Origin of the sequence: Vibrio sp. BS-M-Sm-2, assembly GCF_041504345.1 — a bacterium.
Classification (GTDB): Bacteria; Pseudomonadota; Gammaproteobacteria; order Enterobacterales; family Vibrionaceae; genus Vibrio; species Vibrio satsumensis.
On record NZ_CP167894.1, the window covers coordinates 547,731 to 567,747 of the forward strand.

At 41.9% G+C, this 20,017-nt stretch carries 27 protein-coding genes and 1 pseudogene; 13 read left to right on the forward strand and 15 right to left on the reverse strand.

All coding sequences use genetic code 11. The annotated features are described in order from the left end of the window. Positions 1 to 10 precede the first annotated feature (10 nt). Positions 11 to 739: a glycosyltransferase gene (locus tag AB8613_RS02360; protein WP_146491927.1), complete on the reverse strand. Its 729-nt coding sequence runs from the start codon at positions 737 to 739 to the stop codon at positions 11 to 13. Between the two features lie 369 nt (positions 740 to 1,108). Here AB8613_RS02360 and rplY point away from each other — a divergent pair, with 369 nt between their 5' ends. Next, positions 1,109 to 1,387, forward strand: a complete 279-nt coding sequence (gene rplY / locus AB8613_RS02365; protein WP_010441516.1) for a 50S ribosomal protein L25 — start codon at positions 1,109 to 1,111, stop codon at positions 1,385 to 1,387. A gap of 167 nt (positions 1,388 to 1,554) precedes the next feature. Here rplY and AB8613_RS02370 read toward each other — a convergent pair whose 3' ends face one another. The 5 genes from AB8613_RS02370 to AB8613_RS02390 all read right to left on the reverse strand — a co-directional run bounded on the left by AB8613_RS02370 (position 1,555) and on the right by AB8613_RS02390 (position 4,909). After that, the gene (locus tag AB8613_RS02370; RefSeq protein ID WP_146491910.1) at positions 1,555 to 1,947 is read right to left on the reverse strand and encodes an NUDIX hydrolase; all 393 of its coding nucleotides are present in this window, start codon (positions 1,945 to 1,947) and stop codon (positions 1,555 to 1,557) included. Between the two features lie 30 nt (positions 1,948 to 1,977). Continuing rightward, positions 1,978 to 2,487 carry an RDD family protein gene (locus tag AB8613_RS02375; RefSeq protein ID WP_285952962.1) on the reverse strand — a complete coding sequence of 170 codons (510 nt, stop codon included), beginning with the start codon at positions 2,485 to 2,487 and terminating at the stop codon, positions 1,978 to 1,980. Positions 2,488 to 2,637: 150 nt separating this feature from the next. After that, entirely contained in the window at positions 2,638 to 3,393 is a 756-nt protein-coding gene (locus tag AB8613_RS02380) for a nucleotidyltransferase domain-containing protein (protein WP_285952961.1), read from the reverse strand. Next, positions 3,377 to 4,141, reverse strand: coding sequence for a carbon-nitrogen hydrolase family protein (locus AB8613_RS02385; protein ID WP_372384378.1), 765 nt, complete (start codon positions 4,139 to 4,141; stop codon positions 3,377 to 3,379). The genes AB8613_RS02380 and AB8613_RS02385 overlap by 17 nt, the downstream gene beginning before the upstream one ends. Before the next feature lie 105 nt (positions 4,142 to 4,246). After that, entirely contained in the window at positions 4,247 to 4,909 is a 663-nt protein-coding gene (locus AB8613_RS02390; protein WP_372384379.1) for a DNA alkylation repair protein, read from the reverse strand. Positions 4,910 to 5,114: 205 nt separating this feature from the next. Between AB8613_RS02390 and AB8613_RS02395 the strand changes: the two genes are divergently transcribed. Then, positions 5,115 to 5,636, forward strand: coding sequence for a prepilin-type N-terminal cleavage/methylation domain-containing protein (locus AB8613_RS02395; RefSeq protein ID WP_372384380.1), 522 nt, complete (start codon positions 5,115 to 5,117; stop codon positions 5,634 to 5,636). Between the two features lie 82 nt (positions 5,637 to 5,718). On the opposite strand, the pseudogene AB8613_RS02400 reads toward AB8613_RS02395, so the two are convergent. The 6 genes and pseudogenes from AB8613_RS02400 to AB8613_RS02425 form a co-directional block, all read right to left on the reverse strand. Then, positions 5,719 to 5,817, reverse strand: a pseudogene (locus AB8613_RS02400) (N-acetyltransferase); the annotation flags it as partial. After that, the gene (locus tag AB8613_RS02405; RefSeq protein ID WP_372384381.1) at positions 5,818 to 6,348 is read right to left on the reverse strand and encodes a GNAT family N-acetyltransferase; all 531 of its coding nucleotides are present in this window, start codon (positions 6,346 to 6,348) and stop codon (positions 5,818 to 5,820) included. It lies immediately after the preceding pseudogene. Positions 6,349 to 6,388: 40 nt separating this feature from the next. Next, on the reverse strand, positions 6,389 to 6,784 hold the full coding sequence (locus AB8613_RS02410; protein WP_372384382.1) for a DUF3465 domain-containing protein: 396 nt from the start codon (positions 6,782 to 6,784) through the stop codon (positions 6,389 to 6,391). 67 nt (positions 6,785 to 6,851) lie between these two features. Further along, the gene (locus AB8613_RS02415) at positions 6,852 to 7,103 is read right to left on the reverse strand and encodes a TIGR03643 family protein (RefSeq protein WP_372384383.1); all 252 of its coding nucleotides are present in this window, start codon (positions 7,101 to 7,103) and stop codon (positions 6,852 to 6,854) included. Positions 7,104 to 7,216: 113 nt separating this feature from the next. After that, on the reverse strand, positions 7,217 to 7,738 hold the full coding sequence (locus AB8613_RS02420; RefSeq protein ID WP_372384384.1) for a GNAT family N-acetyltransferase: 522 nt from the start codon (positions 7,736 to 7,738) through the stop codon (positions 7,217 to 7,219). A 314-nt stretch (positions 7,739 to 8,052) separates the two neighbouring features. Then, the gene (locus tag AB8613_RS02425) at positions 8,053 to 8,481 is read right to left on the reverse strand and encodes a hypothetical protein (RefSeq protein WP_016794656.1); all 429 of its coding nucleotides are present in this window, start codon (positions 8,479 to 8,481) and stop codon (positions 8,053 to 8,055) included. A gap of 480 nt (positions 8,482 to 8,961) precedes the next feature. Between AB8613_RS02425 and AB8613_RS02430 the strand changes: the two genes are divergently transcribed. The 3 genes from AB8613_RS02430 (at position 8,962) to AB8613_RS02440 (ending at position 10,793) form a co-directional block, all read left to right on the forward strand. Further along, positions 8,962 to 9,153 (forward strand): hypothetical protein, encoded by a 192-nt coding sequence (locus tag AB8613_RS02430; RefSeq protein WP_010440405.1) that lies wholly within the window; start codon positions 8,962 to 8,964, stop codon positions 9,151 to 9,153. Positions 9,154 to 9,425: 272 nt separating this feature from the next. Beyond that, a complete protein-coding gene (locus tag AB8613_RS02435; RefSeq protein WP_010440403.1) occupies positions 9,426 to 10,166 on the forward strand; it encodes a hypothetical protein in 741 nt (246 codons plus the stop codon). Positions 10,167 to 10,373: 207 nt separating this feature from the next. Further along, entirely contained in the window at positions 10,374 to 10,793 is a 420-nt protein-coding gene (locus tag AB8613_RS02440; protein ID WP_016768597.1) for a BLUF domain-containing protein, read from the forward strand. Positions 10,794 to 10,875: 82 nt separating this feature from the next. Here AB8613_RS02440 and AB8613_RS02445 read toward each other — a convergent pair whose 3' ends face one another. Genes AB8613_RS02445 through AB8613_RS02455 form a run of 3 tightly spaced genes read right to left on the reverse strand, consistent with a single transcriptional unit; the run spans position 10,876 to position 12,369 of the window. Beyond that, positions 10,876 to 11,322, reverse strand: coding sequence for a hypothetical protein (locus tag AB8613_RS02445; RefSeq protein WP_065099449.1), 447 nt, complete (start codon positions 11,320 to 11,322; stop codon positions 10,876 to 10,878). After that, a complete protein-coding gene (locus AB8613_RS02450; RefSeq protein ID WP_022570788.1) occupies positions 11,313 to 11,720 on the reverse strand; it encodes a hypothetical protein in 408 nt (135 codons plus the stop codon). Before AB8613_RS02450 ends, AB8613_RS02445 begins: the two co-directional genes overlap by 10 nt. A 34-nt stretch (positions 11,721 to 11,754) precedes the next feature. After that, positions 11,755 to 12,369 (reverse strand): transcriptional regulator, encoded by a 615-nt coding sequence (locus tag AB8613_RS02455; protein ID WP_372384385.1) that lies wholly within the window; start codon positions 12,367 to 12,369, stop codon positions 11,755 to 11,757. A 254-nt stretch (positions 12,370 to 12,623) separates the two neighbouring features. Here AB8613_RS02455 and AB8613_RS02460 point away from each other — a divergent pair, with 254 nt between their 5' ends. Genes AB8613_RS02460 through AB8613_RS02495 form a run of 8 tightly spaced genes read left to right on the forward strand, consistent with a single transcriptional unit; the run spans position 12,624 to position 20,012 of the window. Further along, positions 12,624 to 13,139, forward strand: a complete 516-nt coding sequence (locus AB8613_RS02460; RefSeq protein ID WP_016788916.1) for a hypothetical protein — start codon at positions 12,624 to 12,626, stop codon at positions 13,137 to 13,139. 17 nt (positions 13,140 to 13,156) lie between these two features. Beyond that, the gene (locus AB8613_RS02465; protein ID WP_016788917.1) at positions 13,157 to 13,675 is read left to right on the forward strand and encodes a hypothetical protein; all 519 of its coding nucleotides are present in this window, start codon (positions 13,157 to 13,159) and stop codon (positions 13,673 to 13,675) included. After that, positions 13,672 to 16,455 carry a TcfC E-set like domain-containing protein gene (locus tag AB8613_RS02470; protein WP_372384386.1) on the forward strand — a complete coding sequence of 928 codons (2,784 nt, stop codon included), beginning with the start codon at positions 13,672 to 13,674 and terminating at the stop codon, positions 16,453 to 16,455. The genes AB8613_RS02465 and AB8613_RS02470 overlap by 4 nt, the downstream gene beginning before the upstream one ends. A 2-nt stretch (positions 16,456 to 16,457) precedes the next feature. Continuing rightward, a complete protein-coding gene (locus tag AB8613_RS02475; protein WP_016788919.1) occupies positions 16,458 to 17,156 on the forward strand; it encodes a hypothetical protein in 699 nt (232 codons plus the stop codon). Next, positions 17,156 to 18,196, forward strand: coding sequence for a hypothetical protein (locus AB8613_RS02480; RefSeq protein ID WP_371957230.1), 1,041 nt, complete (start codon positions 17,156 to 17,158; stop codon positions 18,194 to 18,196). The genes AB8613_RS02475 and AB8613_RS02480 overlap by 1 nt, the downstream gene beginning before the upstream one ends. Then, complete coding sequence (locus AB8613_RS02485) at positions 18,196 to 19,020, forward strand: outer membrane beta-barrel protein (RefSeq protein ID WP_016788921.1); 825 nt, start codon at positions 18,196 to 18,198, stop codon at positions 19,018 to 19,020. The genes AB8613_RS02480 and AB8613_RS02485 overlap by 1 nt, the downstream gene beginning before the upstream one ends. A 3-nt stretch (positions 19,021 to 19,023) precedes the next feature. Then, the gene (locus AB8613_RS02490) at positions 19,024 to 19,575 is read left to right on the forward strand and encodes a helix-turn-helix domain-containing protein (protein WP_016788922.1); all 552 of its coding nucleotides are present in this window, start codon (positions 19,024 to 19,026) and stop codon (positions 19,573 to 19,575) included. A gap of 11 nt (positions 19,576 to 19,586) precedes the next feature. Continuing rightward, positions 19,587 to 20,012: a hypothetical protein gene (locus AB8613_RS02495; protein WP_016788923.1), complete on the forward strand. Its 426-nt coding sequence runs from the start codon at positions 19,587 to 19,589 to the stop codon at positions 20,010 to 20,012. Positions 20,013 to 20,017: the final 5 nt, after the last annotated feature.

Here is a 20,017-nt window from a genome sequence, read left to right on the forward strand (position 1 = left end):
ACCTCAATGCTTACTGTTCTTTATAGTGACCAAACTTGTAATTCATCTCATTGTTACGCATTTCTCCTTTAAAGAAGCGTCTGACATTGGCTTTAAGGTAAGTTGAGCCTGTCTTCACAACGCCATCTTGATCTAATCGACGTGGGTCAAACCCAAAGGTCAGATTTAGAAACCTAAAGCGCCATGTCTTGCTTGCACGTTTAACGTAGTCACAATCTTCACACAGTACGATCTCTTCATCGAAACCACCGATTTCTTCATGTGCTCGTTTCGTCGAGAAAATACACGCGCCAATCGCCGTAGGAAAAAAGAACTGGGTAGTAAACAGGCCTGCGTTAAATAGCCCATAACCAAACTTGTGCACAAGCGGCAAACCTTTCGAACTCATGTACACACCTGCGACCTCAAGCTTGTTCTCTTCTAGTTCATAAAGCGCTTTTGCAAGGAAGTTTCGAGGCAAGCTCACATCGGCATCTAAAAAAAGGATTCTGTTGTACTGAGCCAAAGAAGCGCCAGTATTTCTGCCAAGGCTCACACCACGATTTTCCATATGATGAACAGTTAATTTTGGCAACGCGCTTTCATAAGCTTGTGCCACTCCTCTTGTGTTGTCTTCACTGTTCGAGTCGACAACAATCACTTCAAACTCTTGGTGGGTTTGCACGCTCAACTCTTCCATTAAGCGGCTAATACGTTTCTCTTCGTTTAGTGTAATAACGACAATGCTGACCGGTTCCATATTTTCACCTATTCATTCTGCTGTTTAATTAACACTAAGATTAACTAACCAAGCCTTAACCAAGCCTTAGCTAAGCATTCATTTTCCGTTCATTAACTTGATGATTTAGCAGCGATATAAATAGATAAGAATGGCGATGTAATAGGGGCTAAAATGGGCTCAACAAGCATTAGCGAACGTTTTATCTCCAAACGAACCCATTATTGAAGGAAATTCACTTTGAGGTGGGCTTCTGACTTGCTCATATTGGAATGTGATGTTAGTATCCGCGCTCGCTTAAGCATGAACTCGTTTATGCCTAGGCATTACCACATACTCAAGGTCGCATTGAGGTGTGAAGTTAATTTTTACTAATTTGAGAGTAAAACTATGAAATTTGAAGCAGTAGTACGTACTGAACTAGGTAAAGGTGCGAGCCGCCGCCTACGTCACGCTGGTAAATTCCCAGCTGTAATCTACGGTGGCGAAGCAGCAGCTGTAGCTATCGAACTTGTTCACGCTGACGTGATCAACCAAATGGATAAGCCTGAATTCTACGAAGCAATCACTCTACTGATTGACGGCGCAGAAGTTAAGGTTAAGCCGCAAGACGTTCAACGTCACGCGTTCAAGCCAAAAGTTGAGCACATGGACTTCATCCGTATCTAATTCCCTACCAAGGAATAAGATTGGATTAATCCAGCCTTCTGCATAGAAAAGATAATCGATCTTACCAGTCGAGAAATCTAGAAATTCGAAACCCCGATGCTACCAACATCGGGGTTTCACCGTTTTTGGGCCCTCAAAAACGTCTTAAACATGTTATCGAATCCAAACTAAAGATAACTACCCACTCGCTCCACTTCTCTCAAAGCAATACCATCGGCCGCTATACCAACAGGAGCAGTATTTAGCGAATACCACGCGATGCTGTCAGCTTCTTGTGCGATTATCTCCCCTTCCCATTGGGTTACCACAAAGTAATGAATCAACTGGGTCTCTGTTGTTGGGTGGTAAAGTGAACATAAGAACGTGTATTCAGTAGGAGTAACGTTGAGCTCTTCTTTAAGCTCACGAAACAACGCCTGTACCTGACTTTCACCGCGCTCAATATGACCGCCAGGTATGGTAATCAATCCCGGATCCGTCTCTTTAGACTCGCTGCGTTTTTCTAACAATACTTGTGATTCGTTCAGCAAGATAAAAGAAACACACTCATGTACATCCATCGATTTTTCCTTAAGCCAAAGTTTAGATAATTAGACTTTCTTTACGACAACAGAGCCCGCAATGAAATCATGAATCGCTCTGCGTTTATGATTAAATAGCATGGAGATGAACTCTAAAAGAACCCATCCGATCATTGCGTACCCAACAAAAATAAAGGCCCGGCCTTGCTCTAAACTTTCCCAAGTCTGGCCGTAAAAAGACAGTTGCGCGTAAGCATAGAGACTAAAGGGTATAAGCATAATTGGGACAATATCTCTCATACAAGACTGTTTGAGGGTTAGGTTTCGACTTTCAGATACATCGACTACTTTCACTCGGGTGACCATCTTACCGATTGTTTGCCCAAATTTAGCATGCATGCCAACGTAGTAAGTGACACCAATTAGTGAATTCACCGCTCCCCAAGCAAAAATACCACCTGAACTTATCACGCCAGAAAGTACATAATCATCTATCCACTCCAAAGGTAAAAATACGATTGAATCTATCCAGATAGCGAAGAAGCGTCTCCAGAAATTAGAATACTTATTGGCATACATTTTTGTTCCTTGGTCTCTATTGGCAATAAAGCACAGACCTTACAACACATCAGTTTTTAATACATTCAACTGGCTATGATTTATAAAACAAATGCGAAGCGGCATGCATATGCCAATGATTTACCCCACCGATTTGCAGGCTCACTAAGCTCACGACAAATTCTTGCTTAGCCTTTCATACAACTCCAAGGCTTCAACTTTAGAGGTTAATTGCCCGAGAACGTATTGGTGTGCTAATTCAATATCGTCACTTTGTTCTGAATAATGACGCTTGGCTACAGCAGTGCACTGGCTCAGGTTGGTGTACCAACTGCCGTCTTTCTCAGCGACAAAGTAGTACGCCGCCCGCACCAACTTCTTGCCAATCACCTTAGCGACATCCGCATCAGTCATTGTTTTAAAGGTCGAACTCATTTGATCCAGAAATGTAGACAAGTCGCCATTGAGAGCTTGGGCTATTTCACTACTAGGTTTGTAACGTGGAAAATCAATAGCTAGATCATTACCCCAAATACAACAGCAACAGTGCTTGAGCCAAAACTGCCAATGGAATTTTTCTTGTGGTTGCAACACTTCTGAAAGAAAGCCAGGGTCGATATCAAGCTTACTGACTTGGGGATATGCTTTGGGAATGGTGTCATAAAGGTGTTGAAATAGTCGCTTCTCTTTTTGACCAATAGGTGTATTGAGTACGATAGAAACATCCAAATCCGAGCGACCAACAACCGCCGTTCCTCTCGGCACACTTCCGTATAGATAGATACCATCAATTTGATTCGGAAGGCCACTTAACAACGAATCAATAACGGCACTCACAACCTCTTGGAATTCGGGAGCGATATTCTTATGAGAGTATAGGTTTTCGATGAACCCGTCTTTGTCGAGACCTCTAGTTTGATTCAGCATGCCACTTTCCAGCTAGATTAAGATCCGTTTCACAGCCCGAGATCGTACATAGAACAATGCCACTCTCTTTTGAGTTTGCACTGATCACGAGCTCTCCTTGCGAACTCCAAACCGAGCTCTTGCCACACGTTTCCCAATCTCCCGTCATAGAGATATGGTTACTCAGTAATACTGGTATACCGTGTTCCGACGCAATTCCAGATAAGATTTTAGAATCCGGATCAAAGCCATTCTCAGAGATTAAAGCGCTCGCTAAATAGATATCAGCATCTAGATGTTTAGCTCGTTGGGAGTGATCCGCCTCTATGAAGTCAGCACATATTGCTAGCGCGATTTGATGCCCATTCACATCAAATACATAATCAACATCGCCAGCGGAGCAGTATTCACCCTCACCATCATGCAGGTGCTGTTTAGAGTAGAACTCAACTCTGCCATCGGGAAAGCAAACAACGGCGCCTATGGTGGGATGGGATAAGCCAGGAACTCGCAAGGGACACCCAGCCACAACAATCATCTCACTTTGAACTGAAGCACGGGAGAGTTCTTCAAAATTTGATGGCTCAAGAGACAATGCAAGTTCTTCAGCCAAATCAAGCTCATAGCCAATCAGTGATAGCTCGGGGAAAACAACCACATCCGCATTGTACTTTGACGATTGCTCTACCATTTTTAGATGTTGCTTAAGGTTTTCTCTCCAGTTGCCTCTTACGATAGGAATTTGGGCCAAACTGATAGTGACACTCATTTCAAACTTCTCCAAAGAACAAAAATCGCTACAGAAATCTCTACATAGTTAAATGCGGTTTACGTTAAGGTGTTGTGGTTATAATTTGGCTTCAAACACTGCTAATCAAAGCGACATTAACTCTCGCTTAATTTCATTGTCCAACTTTTCAATCGCGTAACGAAAAGCCACTCTTGGTATTGCGGCATGCTTAGCATTCAGATAACCAATAACCTGTTGAGGCTCTTTTTGACTGAGTACTTTAAGCATCCAACCATAGCCTTTCTGTACTAAGTCATGCTTATCTTCGAGCAATAGATCCGCCACGTGAAACGGATCCAACGCAGCGTAACGATTCTTATTGGTAGGATAAATTAAGACGACCGCAGCGGCCCTGCGTACAGCGAAATTCGAATGCTCGACCCATTTGGTTGTGAGATCGAACAAGTCATTGTATTGAGACAGTAACTCCCCAAAAGCATGAGTACAAAAGTCGTCACAATCGTTCCAGTCTGTGACGAACTCTTTTAACCAACGCTCAAAAACAGGAAACGTGTCTCTTGAATATTGTTTTCTTACTCTAAAAGCCCAATCGTACGCGATAACTCCTAGCGCCCAGTCTCTTTGCTCCAATAATTGAGTACACAGAGACAACACGCTAGAAATATCTTTGCCTTCAAGAGTCTTAAAAATCTGAGCAGAAATGGAACGAACCTGAGCTGTTTTGATACCCACTTTCGGATAACCCACTTCTGAAAGATGCTGCTTTACCGTTTCGACCATACTCACTAAAACAAACTCCTTGTCTATCTAAATTCAATATTGAAGTGAGATATCCGGCTCTTAAGATATTTCTAGATTAAGTTTTATAAAATAAAGCCATGTAAATCACAACATTCATTATTGGTTAATAAAATCACCTCTGCAATATAGAAATTTCCTTTGGCAATAGTCACTTATGGTGCATACTTGCCGCCTTCAAAAGAGGTGCATAATGAAAAAGAACGGTTTTACAATTATTGAGCTTGTTGTCGTTATTGTGATTCTTGGAATAATCGCCGTTACGGCAGCGCCCAGATTCCTGAATGTGAGTACAGATTCGCATATTGCAGCCGTGAAAGGTACTGGCGCTGCTTTCAAAGCAGGTGTCGATCTTGCCTACTCAAAAAATTTGACCTTAAACGGTGGCGGTCCATCTACGAACATCCCTATCTATGATGACTCTGCCACTGGCCAGCTTGACTTCAATGAATGGGGATACCCAGTACAGCAATGGCCTTACGCAGAAGATTTTCCAAGGTTGGATAACCCGGAAGACTGTATTTCGGTATGGGGAGCTCTCCTGCTTGATCCACCAAGCGTTTCTAGTTTCAACTCATCGACTGATACTGACTATATCGCTGAGTACATCCACGCCGACCAATGCCGTTATCATTATCGAGTCGTACCGGGGATATCTATTTACTACAACTCGATGAATGGCGATGTCACCGTGGATGACGAACCAGACAGCTAAGCTCTAGTTTAATACTCAACGTGTTGGTACACACAAATAAACTTAGAGAATGCCAAGCATCAAGATTCAGCCATCCTAGAAATTAAGACAAGCACGTTTTGGCGAAAACCAGCGTGCTGTCTAACTCTCCAGAAGGTAAACGCCTAGCATTAGCTAAACATGCTTCTTGCTGGTAGCCACATCATTCCCACTCAGTACTAAGAATCGCCAATACAACGGTATCCCACCACTTATTTTTGAAGAATCGGTGCTCTTTAAAGCAAGCTTCTTGTCTCATCCCGAGTGACTTACACAATCTTATCGCCGCTAGATTCTCACCAATGGTTTCCGCATAAATTCGATGAACCCCTAACTCTGAAAACCCAAAACCAGCCAGAGCTTTGGCCGCTTCTATGGGTAGCCCTTTCCCCTGAATTTCTCTCGCAAAAGCGCAGCCCATTGAAGCTTGCTGGTTATCTTCAAGGCGTAAACACACGGTTCCGATAAACTTCCCTGACTCTTTTCTTTCAACAGCTAATTGATAGGACTGACGAGGATCTTCCTCAGCCTGTTCAACAAATAATTGGGTGAGTTGATGGTATTTACTAGGTTCACAATCAGTCTCATCATAGAAGCGCTGATATTTAGCGTCTTGAGACATGGTAACAAAGGCGATCTCATCTTGGAGTGTCATGTCTCGAAGAATCAGTCTGCTGGTTTCGAGTTTGAACATCAAAATTCCTTTTTCACGTTAAAACAAAACGAGTTGTCACTTACTCGTATACTTTCCCATTATGCTTTAACCAACCATGAGCATGATGATTGCGAGGATCTTTGTGCGTCCAGTGCATTACGCCACCTTTCTTGTTCCATTCATATTCACCATAAAATTCAACTCGATCGCCCTTTGCCAGATCCTGAACACGAGGAGCTAAGTCAATATTATGTGCGACTAACAATGTTTGTCCGCTATCAAGTCGTAAAATGAATTTCTGATGCCGAGAACCTTTATTATCATCTGGCAGTAATCGATACACCGTACCCGATCCGCGCACCTGAACGTCGCTGTGGTGATTTTCGTAAGCTTGCTTAAGTCGCGTATCATTCGCTTGAACATGACTGATGCCGAAGCTAAGCAGCCCTAAAAGTAGAGCACAAAATTGTTTCATTACCTTCATTTCTTTCATTCCCCATATCTGAGTATTGATTTGGGATACTGACTTGGCATCCCCTCTTTTAACGATGCTTGTACTGAGTTGGACAATAACCTCTCGACACTTCAGAGCTACGAAGTTTTACATGTTTTGTCGCACGACCTGCGACGCGAGCGCGCCACAATTTGAAGCTACCCAGCTTCATATGGCTACGCATAAAACGAATCACCTGTGATTCATTTAAACCAAATTGGTGTTCTATTGCCTCAAATGGCGTTCGGTCTTCCCACGCCATTTCAATAATTCTTGATTCACTCTCTTTAGATAATTTCATTGTCTACTCATCCTTTAAAATCTGAGTAGAAGTACGCTCACTCTCACTTTTTAGATCAGGGTGTTACCACTGAATCGATAAGGAATCATCAAACAAAAAAAAGATATTTGTCGCTATCCTCTCTCCAGCCACTCGCTACGCAGCACCCCATACTTCACCGAGTCATAATACTCGCCTTGGTAATATCGCACCTTTCTCAGCTTCGCCTCTTGCTGGAAACCTAGCTTCAAAGCAAGAGACATCATGCGCGGGTTACCTGACCAAGTAGTTAGCCCCACACGCTCAATCTGTTTGTTGTCGAATAGGTAAGTAATCCAGAGCGGAAGTGCCAATGCTGCGATCCCCTTCCCCCAATAATCAGAGTTATAAATGACCACGCCAGCTTCGAGCCAACGTGTCTCTTCACACTCCCAGTAGCAACTCACGGTTCCAACAGGTACACCGTCGACAACCACCAGCTGTAGATCATCGCCCTCGATCAGTCGTTTGAACGAATGCGCTTCAAAACTTTCTAATGACGGATGAGAATACGAAAAATAAGGGCCATTAAACTTCGTCCACTCATCGTTTGAGGTGACCAAAGCATAAATAGCGGCCAATTCACTTGGCATGGCGGGCCTAATAGTGACTTTCATATACTTTCCAAACCTGATTAAAAGGGTTATCAATCTCAACGATAACTATCATTAGGAGCCAATGTAAACCGTACAGTTCAAATCCCAGCCTAGAAATTGAATATAGTCCCTTTGACGTTTTAACAATCACTACATCTAAGAACAAAACCAAATCATAAATGCCACAACTCAAGAATCATACGAATAACAATCGTTGTTAAATAATGGAATACTTTATTCATGCTATTCAGAAAACAAAAAGCTCGTCAAATAATGACGAGCTTTGTTTTCACAAGCGTAGTTAGAGTGATGCTATCTACATTACGAAAACTAGTTTACGAATAAACCTGGTCACGTAACTCCAACTCAACGTTTTTCAAGACTTTGAATTCTTCGCGAGTACAACCACGAGCGACAGACACCCAATGATCGCCCGTTTCATCTGACCCTTTAAACTCTACACGCAACTCATATCTTCGCCATGAGATAAAGGCCAAAATAAAAGTCAGTGCAAGCATAGGCAAACCAAACTGAGGTACAAATGCCCAAGTAGCAGCGGAAAGCACCAAAGCCAATGAAACGATATTGATTGCGTTTTCTTTAAGGCCTAACTGACGAACTTCTAACTGTTTAATTTTCCGTACGCTATAAACGTCCTTCTTAACTCGTAATTCACTGTCATTTACAAGAAAATCAGTCTCCTTATAAGACTTACGAAATCGCATTATATTCGCCAACCTATTGCGCTTATGGTTCTTATTCATCGCTTTTCTCCATGTTATTAAAGGTTAGTAAAAGCTAATATAATCATGAAGTTATTAATGAACGGTGAATTTATAAATCAAGCCAATATTAAAATCAAGCTTATATGGTTAATAACATTTATCATAATTAGAAGGGGCCTGAGCATTAGTGACACCCATGTAATGCTTCACCCGAACTACCGCTGAGTATCAGATTAATGCACAGATGATATTAGCCTGCAAAACCTACAACTTTGTAAGCATATGTTTCACTCATAATTATACTGGTTGCTAAAACGCACAAAGCCGCTTGAAGCCACATCACAAAATCCTTGAAATTCAATAAGTAAACGTAAAAAAAACACCCCGTTCTATCACAATAAAACATACCTGAATAATACTAAACAACACATTAACCATGACTATCTATTAAGCAATTGATCTCATAAATTGGAAGCTGTACCTTTGCTTTATGCATACGGTTACTCAAGGGAAATAATAATGGACAAGCTACTGACAAACGCAATGGAACAAAAACAACGCACAATTGTGACGAGCTTATTCGCAAGAAATGGATTTAAAATTGCGACAACAGATTTTGATGATGTGACTTTTAAACGTGAAGATGTACTTGTTAATGTTCGCTTCGACCTATCTTCAAATGTTGAGTCAATCTCAGTAGTGAATAACTAAATATTAGATTCAATTACTTAGATGGTGGGCTTAGATAATATAGCTCACCGTTTATTGATTAGAGATAAAAGCATGACTCTGCACTTCACCTGCTTCCGCCTTCTCGTGATAAGCGCTACTTATTATTCATATTCAAACCACTAGTTAGCCAGTTGTAAACATCGCAAATACTATACCTCTATCAATGGAAAGTTATCGATAAGCCATCATTGAAAGATAATGCTTGTCACATAGTTAGGATACTTTTTTCTAAAGTAGAGAGTAGTTTCAAAATGAAAAGAACAGCTTTATTTGCCTCCTTAATAGCGGCGTTACTGACCGGATGTAACAGCTCAAATGATTCTAATTCAGTTGATGGTTCAGCACCTCATAACCCTGAAAAACCGATCTTACCACCAGAAGGCGGCGATGGCTCTGCGGGCGATCAAACCAATCCTGATGAAGATACAGACTTAAATCCATCTAAAGACGCGTTAATAGTTGAAGCAGCCCAACGCTGGGGAACAAGTTACGACGAGATGTACAATGCGTGTCAACTTTGGAGCTGCAACCTTGCGGACATACAAGAAAGAATCATATTTACTATAGAGCGTGAAACACAATTATTAGAAGGCTCAGCTAAAGTGACCTTCATTCTTTCTCATAACACCGCTGACTTATGGCCTACTTACGTATTTTACAGTGATTTAATTGGAAATACCGAAATCGAAATTGAACACTCTTCATCAAGTTTTCATTACATAGATGACGATAAAATCGTAAGTGAAGGCTCTACACTATTGGGTTGGAAGACTGGATTTGGCAGTTGGGCCACTCAAAACCCACGAAATTGTATCGACGCTTATTGTGCCGAATTCAAGACCTCTTGGTTAGAAACCGGCACCTACTCAAGTGCTATGGCTGTATACCGAGAAAATGGAGAAGTCATCAAGACTCAACGTGGCTACCTTAGCCAAGATGAGCTGAGAGCACTCTACCCTGTATTTAGTCCGACATTCCCTGGTCACTACTAACGTCAGTCTAAATATCATGAAAAGTGAACAAGGAGTATTGTTATGATACTCCTTGTTCATAAAATTCCGCACTAACAAGCCAATTAGATTCTGATAATTACTGACTAATCAATCATTAGAACACCCTGTTTTGTCGCTGAATTCGCAATTCCATCAACTTGGCTTATATTTGTAGGTAACCTTTAAACAAAAATTGAAGTGGTGTTTATGTTCCTAACTCGGTTGATTTATGTCAGTACGCTTTGCGAAAGTTGCGACGCCAAAGCTTTAGATGATATTTTGGATATTTCCCGTGACCACAATAAACAAAGCCATTTAACTGGGCTACTTAGTCATAATCAAAAGTATTTTCTTCAGTGTATAGAGGGGTCGAGAGATGCGGTCAATCATACCTACAACCATATTCTCAATGACCATCGCCACAACAACGTGACAATTCTCTATTACAAAGAAATTGATAGCCGACAGTTTGGTGATTGGTCAATGGGTGATATTCCCCAATCTAGCTTGACTGAATTGTTGAACTTACAATTTTCGGCCTCTAACCAATTTAACCCATATGAAATGTCTGGGGAAAGCGCGTATCAAATGTTATTAGAGCTGAAGCAGAACCTGCCATCTGAGTAGAGTTTCAATTCAGTAAGCTTCTTTCAGTCTCGGTGCAGATTAAAAGAAGCTTAAAGTGATACCTGAAAATACCTTAACACTACTAAATCGATGATAACGGGCCAAAATAACCTGTCGCTTCCATTTTGTTTTTACGCATGCCTAACCTTGGATCCTCTTCGACTCTCTTAAGTATAAAATTTCGACCATCACTATGCTTTATCTTAAACACCACCAGTAGTTGATGAGATTTTAAGAATACATTTAGGTTATTAGGGTTTCCTTCAACTACTTGATTTTGTCTAACACCTAACATATATAGAGTGTCAAATAACGAGCCGTAGTAACCTGTCACTACTGATTGTGTTCTATCTTCGTACTCAGTCTGAAGTTTAAACCTGCCGTGAGATCCTACCATTTTGATTTCGCGATCAGAAAATTGACTTGTTAATACAAAATCACTGAACAAAGCGTTAATCCAAGGAAGACTTAAAGGAGCTAATAAAAGCGCACAGATCAACAACTTCTTTTTCGTTGTAGTTAATCCCATACCTTGAACCTTCCTTGAACGATGACACGATCAAATTTCTCTTCGACATCATCTCTCTGCATTAATCCAATCATATGTTCGCCTTGTTGCTGAACCTTAATATGTGTCATACCTCGGAAGTAATTTTCCAGATCTAAAGCCACCACTTTTTGGGCAAACTCATGGTCCAAACCCGTTACGTAATCACCGGTGAGAGAAAAGAAATACAGAGAATCCCCTAACGCAGCATAAATTCCACGATGCACGCGATAGACTTTCCCTTCATAACTATGAATAGTCTTATAAATACCCGATTTAGCATTTAAGATAATATCGTGTTCATCATCTTCAAAATGGGCGTAGCCAGAAAAGTAAGTACCTAAAGACAAGTACCATGGCACTAAAAATAGTACTACCATGAAAAGCCCGATTCGTAGACTCAGAGATTTAAGGCTAACCACCAGCACCTCCAAAACATTCAAAACATTCGAATGCCTCACGATAGACAAAGTAAAAAGTGAGCAAGCCGATAAATAATGCAATGGTGATCTCCCACACCACAGGCTTCTTGATCCAACGATGAGATACGTTAGATGTTGAAGACGATTCTTCTTGAATAGAATGAGTAGACGTATCTGTATGGTCTTCATCAGCTTGTAAAATAGGTGCTTGGTAGAATTCTTTTCCATAGCCTGATTCGTTAGCCTCAACGACATTATCATTATTAGCGCCAGGTTCATCATGTACAATTTCGATGTTCATTGCATTGATGAATACATACCCTTCTCCAGGTAAATTATTCACTTCAAATCCAAGCTCTAGACTGTCTAATTTTTTCCTTAACTTCATGATCGCCACAGCCAACGAGTTGTCCCCAACAACTCTACCTGGCCAACCTTTCTCTATCAGAACTTGTTTATCGATCACTTCACCGTGTGACTCACAAAAAGCCAACAGTAAATTATATTCACTTCGATTCAGTTCCAAGGGTTGATTGTCTTGCCCCGAATCACTGTTTATCAAAGTGATGGATCTTCTTATTGTATCTATAGAAAGTTTTTTAAACATTCTTTTTCCTGTATTGCTTCTACCTATTAAAAGTAGCCTAAAAAAACATAAAACACGACTTTTCAGTCACTTGCTAGTCATAAACCTAAAAAATTAAACGTTATTAACTATGTATAAAGCACTATTAACGGGCTTTTATTTCCAATTCATACGCCATTGGAGTCAAATCAATCACCTCGAAAGTGTGCAAGTAATCTCAATTCAAATGCACCTTTTATTTTTATACATACATTAATCAACAATAGGTAAGAAATATGAAACTTAATAATTTTTTCGTGATGAGCGCAACAGCATTCGCAATGACTTCTGGTTCGGTATATGCGGCAGATGAAGCACTTGCAGATGCGATTTGGAGCGGTGTAATTGGTGGTTCAGTGCCGAGCTCAAATTTAATCATCACAGGTGAGGCTGGTGGCGATATTCAACAAGGCAGCTTATATGTAAATACCGATGGCACATTCACTTCTTCTAATGTGATTTTGGAAGCTCGTGACTTCACTCCAGAAGATCAAACCGTGGGCGATCGCCAACCAGAAGCAACATGGACTTATGTAACCTCTCAAGTTCTGATGGGTAGCCAAGTAACTCAAGATGCAAACGTTGAAGTTTACAACGACCAGCAAAAGCTTGACCAAGGTTCTGTAGGATCAGCTACTGGCGGCTACGTTCAACTTAACGTTAAGAATACAAATCCCGTGACGGATGTGGCGGTGGAAGGTGAAGCACAAGTTATCGTTCAAATGGCTGCTAGCTACGTAGCGGCACTTTAAGTCGTTTGGGGAAAACTGTGAATTACTTAACTCGCCCACTTCTCGTGCTGTTGACTGCAGGCGCTATGAGCCTTTATACCAATGCAGAAACTCATACGTTCCAGTTAACGAGTGATATCGATAAGAAGCACTTTTTCTCTTATCAGATTACAGAGATCGCGTTTTCCCCTTCTTCATTGACACTAACGGTCGATCCAAAAAGCGATTCTTTCCGTGATGCAACAACCCAGTTATTGGTTGAAACCGACATTCCAAGTTCAGACCAATCGACTCGCTTCCAGCTGTTCATGATGGACAACACTGCGCAGTGTTTCGACATTGATAAGCAAGCATTACCTACGCCAACTGACCTTGTCAATGTCACTCTCGCGGATAACCCTCTAACGTCATCGAACCCAGTTCTGATGGATTTCAATACCACATCAGACGACCTAAAGGGTGGCGAGTACGACGTCATCTTATCCTTTGGGGCTTTACCGACAGGCTCAAACCTGTGCCAAGGCCAGTTATCTGTTTTAGCGGAGCTTTCACTGTGAAAAATAGCACGTTTATTACAACAACGATCTTAGGTTCGTTGACCTTGTCACAACTGGTCTTTGCTAATGGAAACACTTTAGTCCCAGCGGGATTTGAAGATTTTTATTCGCAACAAGAGCGCGATGTCGAGATAAAAAACATTGATGGTCGTTACATGACGATTCCTATGTCTGTAACTTACGATTCAGTGCAATTCAGTAACCCTGACGATGCAACTACCGTTGCAAATGAGCTGATGTCATCAGGATTAAATGGGCGTACAGCAAAGCAGATAGTCTCTGGGTTTACTCGCGGTCAGTCTAATACTGTCGACTGCCAAGGTGACCTGAACTTATGTAGCCTTACACCGAAAAGCTACGACACATTTTATGACTATCACTCAAACAAGCTGTACCTCTATGTGAATAAAGAACTGCTTGAAGAGAGCCAACCGAAAGCAATCAAGAAGCATTACGCGTCGACTTACAACGCAAACCCAGGCTTGATTAACAACGCAAGCTTGTACACATCAAGCGATTTTACTAATGACTTGAATGTGAATTTAAGTGATCAATTCATCTTGGGGCTGCCTTATGGCTCGGTTCATGTTGATACCTATCTGAGCAACCAAGAAGATGCGTCCGAGCTGAATTACGGCTACTACAACCTAGAGTACCAAAACCTGCGTTTAACAGCAGGCTACCACCAAGATCGCTTGGCGCTAAACAGCACCTCTTTCTTGCTCAACAGCACGCAATATCATGACGTAAACGTGAATTTATCTTCAAGCAAGAACCTAAGCCGTACTGCTAAAAACGAAGACCAATCACTGTACTTCTATGCGCAAACACAAGGCGTGCTCAAGATCTTCCGCGATGAGCAAATCATCGTGCAACAATCTGTACAAGAAGGCCAAGGAAGCGTTAGCTACTCAGAATTACCAAACGGCGTTTATGACGTAACCGTTGAGATCTCCGTGGGTACTCAAGTGGTTTCTTCTGAATCGGTGCGAATTTACAACGCGAATACAGACACATTGAATACTGGCGAATTCGATTATTCGATCGCCGCGGGCCAATTTCAAGACAACGACACTTACCAAAGTGACGAAGACCAACCATCCGGGATGTCTTCAACTAATGAATTCGAAGACGTGGCATTCCTTCAAGGTGGATTGGCTTATAAATGGTTGGATACACAAACGGTCGCGATTGGTAGCACTTTGACCAACGAACATGCGATGGGGCAATTGGGTTTTAAAGGCTACCTACCATTCGATAGCCGCTATGAAATGTTCCTTTCTAACATCGATAGCGAAGCTTGGTATTTGTCAGGATATTGGAACCTTGGCAGCTTGGGCTTTACCTATGAGCGCCTAAACAACCCAGACCAAAACCCATTTGCAGAATACTTATACGGTGCCAGTGACAAAGAACAGCTCGGTATTTCCACCAGCTACACCATTGGTGACACAGTGCGTGGGTATAGCTCAGTGAATTACATCGAACAAAGTAATTTATACAACAGCTCGCTAAGTAACTGGTCACTGTCTTCTGGCTTAAGTACACCGTTCATTGTCGATTCAACTCTCGACCTAAACGTCACTTTTAACAATGAGCAACTGACATCTAATTGGGACGATGGTGAGCTCTCCATCTCTCTAAATTGGTCGGTACCTCTTTCATCGAAGCTTACTGGCAATACGGGTTTCACCGTCACAGAGAATGGCTTTAGCCAATATACCAACAGCTTAGAGACACAAGATTTAGTCGAGGACCAAGATACAGACTTACGACTTACTGCCAGTAACAGTTACTACGTTAACTCCCCTAATGCGGCAGTGACGAATGTAACAGCGTATGCCGCTAAACGGGATGAACATTACCAAGCTGACGGCTTTGTCTACGCCGCGAACAATGGCGAAAAAGCATTAAACGCGACATTACGCAGTACCCAAATTATTGGTGGCAAGAGCGTGAGTTTCACTACAGCACAAAGTGATGCCTATGTGGTGGTCGATACCCAAAACAACATTCGCTTTGATGCCGATGAGCGCAGAACCAAAGGCTTGGTGGTCGTAAGAACCGATGACCAAGTGATGAATAAACAATACATCTATGACGACCGAGCGGTCATTACGCTAGATGACTACCAAGCCGCAACCATCGAGCTTGATGTCGAGAGCGTCGCTTTGCACAACACTGGTCAGCAATCAGTGACGGGATATACGCACCCTGGTTCGGTCATCGAATTGAATTCAAACGTAAGTCGTGTGATCAGTTTTGTCAGCAAATTCAAAGATATTTTCGGCAACGATGTACACCACATTGAATGTGAAGGCCCAGCTTGCCTGAACGTATCAAGCATTACGTCCGGCATTCACAAAGTCGATGTACAAGAAGGTCAACAGTTCGCACTAACTAGTAACGGCCAGCAATGTTACTTACCGTCTGTCGATGACGCGAAACAGCTGAACTTTGGTACCAACTTCTGCCAGCCAAACTTGAGTCCAATGGAATCAATGATGTTGGTGAGCAACGACAAAGAAATTAACGTGATGTACATCGGTGAATTCGATGACATCAACACACTGAACGAACAATTGCATGCACTGACTGACAACGGGATGGAGTTTATTACCACGCGTCTAGGTCGTACTTCTTTTGTTTACCTGACTGTAAATAAGGATCTTCAACTCAGTCATCAACAACGTCAACACATAGAAAATGTTGCTCGCTACGCCAATTCGGAATCGCTACGAGAGCACAACTTTGTACTTAACCGACCTGAAGGTAACTGATTATGAAAAAGCTTCCTATTTTACTGACTGCTGCTCTAGCAACCTCTGTTAACGCGATGAACGTCGATACCATGTTATTGGTTGGAGACGAATACGGAAACGGCGTATTCACTTTGACTAACAGTAATAAGATCACTGAATTCATCCAATCCAACATTACTCAATTGGTGGTTGAGGATGGCGAGATCACGCGTGTGCCTTACTCAGATAACAACTTTGAAGATTGGCACGTCACACTGACTCATAACAAAACCATTCTAGAACCGCACCGTCAAAAGCAAATAGGCGTTCGCTCTTTGTGTGGTAACAAATGTGATTTCACTGAAGACCAATACTACCTCGTCAGCTTTGAACCTTCTCCGTACGATCCAGAAGGCAAGCTTAACTCTGCCGTCACCATCAACTTTGGATACCGACCTTTGTTTGTTATCCCTGCACAAGATCAAGATATTGATTACTCAATCTCTTTGAACAAGGGCGAGCTGTACATCAACAATACAGGCAATAGTTTTATACGTGCTTATATCGATCAATGCAGCGATGAAGTAACGGAAGATTGTGAAGTAACTATCATGTCTCTTGCGGGTCGAGAGCGTAGTTACCCCCTACCAAAAAACATTGATTCCTCAAGCTTAAAAGTAACGATCGTTAACCACGACGAAAGTTACCGTCAAGATGTCAGTCTGAGTGAGAGTAAGTAATGAAACGACTCGTTTTAATGTCGCTATTATTCGCGGCTATGCCTAACTACGCAGCCACTCTCAATATCAATATTGAAGGGCAACAAGTAAGTTTTGAAAACGCCATCACTCTAGGTGGAAACCAGTATACCTTGAGTGATTGGTCTATCGCGAATGGCCTCACCACAACAAGTCAGTTCTTACCGAGCGCTTTTGTTACAGATAAGCCCGACACCATGTCCTTGACCAACAATGCCGGACAGAATATCGACATTCAAATCGCCCTAAAAGGTTTGCAATACAATGTGTCTTCAAATTTTTATATGGTGGACCATAGTGAATTAGTAGCACCAATATGCAGCACCTCTAATTTGTCAGGCAACATTGTGACACTTTATGACAATGACACGCAGAATTGTAGTGCGGACTTCTCACTTGAATATCCGCAATCCATTACGCCGTTTTATTTCTATCGTCCGACCTTCGATATAGATACAACCTCTCTATTGAACGCGCTTCAAGGTCAGGAAAAAGGTGTGTACACGGCAACGATTCCAGCTGACATAAAATACTACTATCAGTCCTCAGGAGGGGCGTTAACCTACCGTATTCTTCCAGACGTTTTTACGGTGAATATCGATTACACGCCAAACAGTTTAGAGAGTATTGACGTTACAGGCGACGGGGTTTTGAGCCCTGTGTATGACACAACGAATCATACCGTTTCAGCGCAGACCACGTTCAACATCACCGCGTTAGGCCAGTTCAGTACTGGCTTATCGATGACGTTACTTACCAATGAATTTAAGCTGAAATCAGCGTCAGGAGAAACATCTATCCCCTACTCGATTAAGTGCAATGAAGCTAACTGTGAGGATACGGATTGGGTTAAAAATGGCGTCAATCAACTCGACAATAGTCAAACCAGCTATGTGATTCAATCACCGAGCTCAGTGATCAATTTCGATCTTAATGTTAACTACCAGAATATTCCTTCGACAGACGTTGAAACCGGTACTTATTCAGGAAACTTCACCGTGATGTTTGAGGAACTGTATTAATGAAACTATCGACTTTTTCTTTCGATAATACTTTAACGACTAAATACGTTATCGTAGGAGCCTTGATGTTACCTAACCTATGCTTGGCCGACGCCTCGCCGTTTTACATCGGTGCTGATGTCACTAATGCAGGTAAGACAAACTCTGAGGTATCTGACACCGCATTTGGTGGGCAGATTCTATTGGGTTACGACCTAAGCAAAACATGGTCACTAGAAGCTAGCACCGGTTATTACGGACATATAAAAACCATGGAAGAACCGGACCTCCCTTATTCAGACGTTCATGAAGAAAGATTCAACAGTACCGATATTTCGTTACTCGGTACTATTCCACTGTCACGCCATTACAACCTTTACGCTGGCGCGGGTTCGTTACTGGAGGGCAATACATGGTCTCCGATCGGCCAGCTTGGCGTGACGTATGAGTTTGATGAACAGCTAAGCCTGAAGTTTGGCTATAAGTTCATCTTCAGCGATGACCCAGAAAAAGAGCTGCAAGTTCTTAGTGTCGGTATGCGCTACCATTTCCCAACACAAAATGAACCCGTCTCTGAACCGATTGTGTACGACGACGTTTCTGTCACTTCTACTTCAGAAGTAACGGTGTATGAACCTAAAGTTGTCGCTGAGGTAGAGCCTCAAACCTGTGAGCCTGTTCGCTACATCGTTCAGAAAGACGATTGGCTGATTAAGATTGCTCACAATCACCACATTAGTTTTGAAGAACTGAAAAAGCACAATCATAGCTTTAAAGATCTCAAAGATATCGACTTGATTCATACGGGCGATATCGTGTTTCTTCCCAACGCACACTGTAATTAAGCCATGTTGTTGTATCTAAATTCAAAACAAGATGCATTAGAACTGTATGACGGAGAACCACTCACTCTGTTGCACTCTGTATCTCTGAGCACCATCGAGTTTAATGTTCTGCTTGTTCTCTATAACAACAGTTATAAGCCTTGTAGTCGTCAAGACTTAAAAAAGGCGGGATGGCCAGATCGTGTCGTTGGTCCTAATTCACTTAATGTATGCATAATGCATCTTCGAAAGAAGCTCAAGTCCCTCACTCCTGAGTCAGAAATAAAGGTTGTGCCCTCTCATGGATACAAGTTGCAAATCCCGACATCAATTCAGTTAGTTGGTGAAGACCAACGGCCCAACATGAATTTAAGAGAAAGCCCCAAACAACGAAAGGTTTCATACATTAATGAAATTGGCTCCCCGTCTAAACGCACCAAAGTTAAAAGAAAACAGACCCAACCAAGCCAATCAACTTGTGAACACAACAAACGGCATATTCGTTGGGGTGACCTGATACTCGCAGTCTGTATCTGGGCATATACTGTTGCACTCTATCACTCAATTTACAACTGAGGTTCTGTATCATGAATTTAAAGCGACCACTTATCATCATTCTTGCGATTTTGGCAGTGCCTTACATCAATGCAACTGGCGGTGAGTTTTCCTTTTACAGCCCTATATCCAAGCAATATGCTGAAATTCACATACAGTTTAGCCATGGCGTTTACTCATCGGTTCAATTTCTCCCAAATGAGGTGGTGAGAAATGGATATGGCGTTTACGGCGTATTTAACGACACTGTATTCATGCTCTCTTTAAACAAAGACTATGAGTTTTTGAACAAAAACACTGATGATGGTGAAGTACTGAAAACAGACTCAATACAACATTTATCTCGTATTAATATCGTTCAATTAAGTTCAGATCAACATACTATTTATATGCGACAGCGACTAGACAATGAAAAGATCAAAAATATTCAATTTAAAGGTAAGTTGGGCTTCTGGTAAATTCT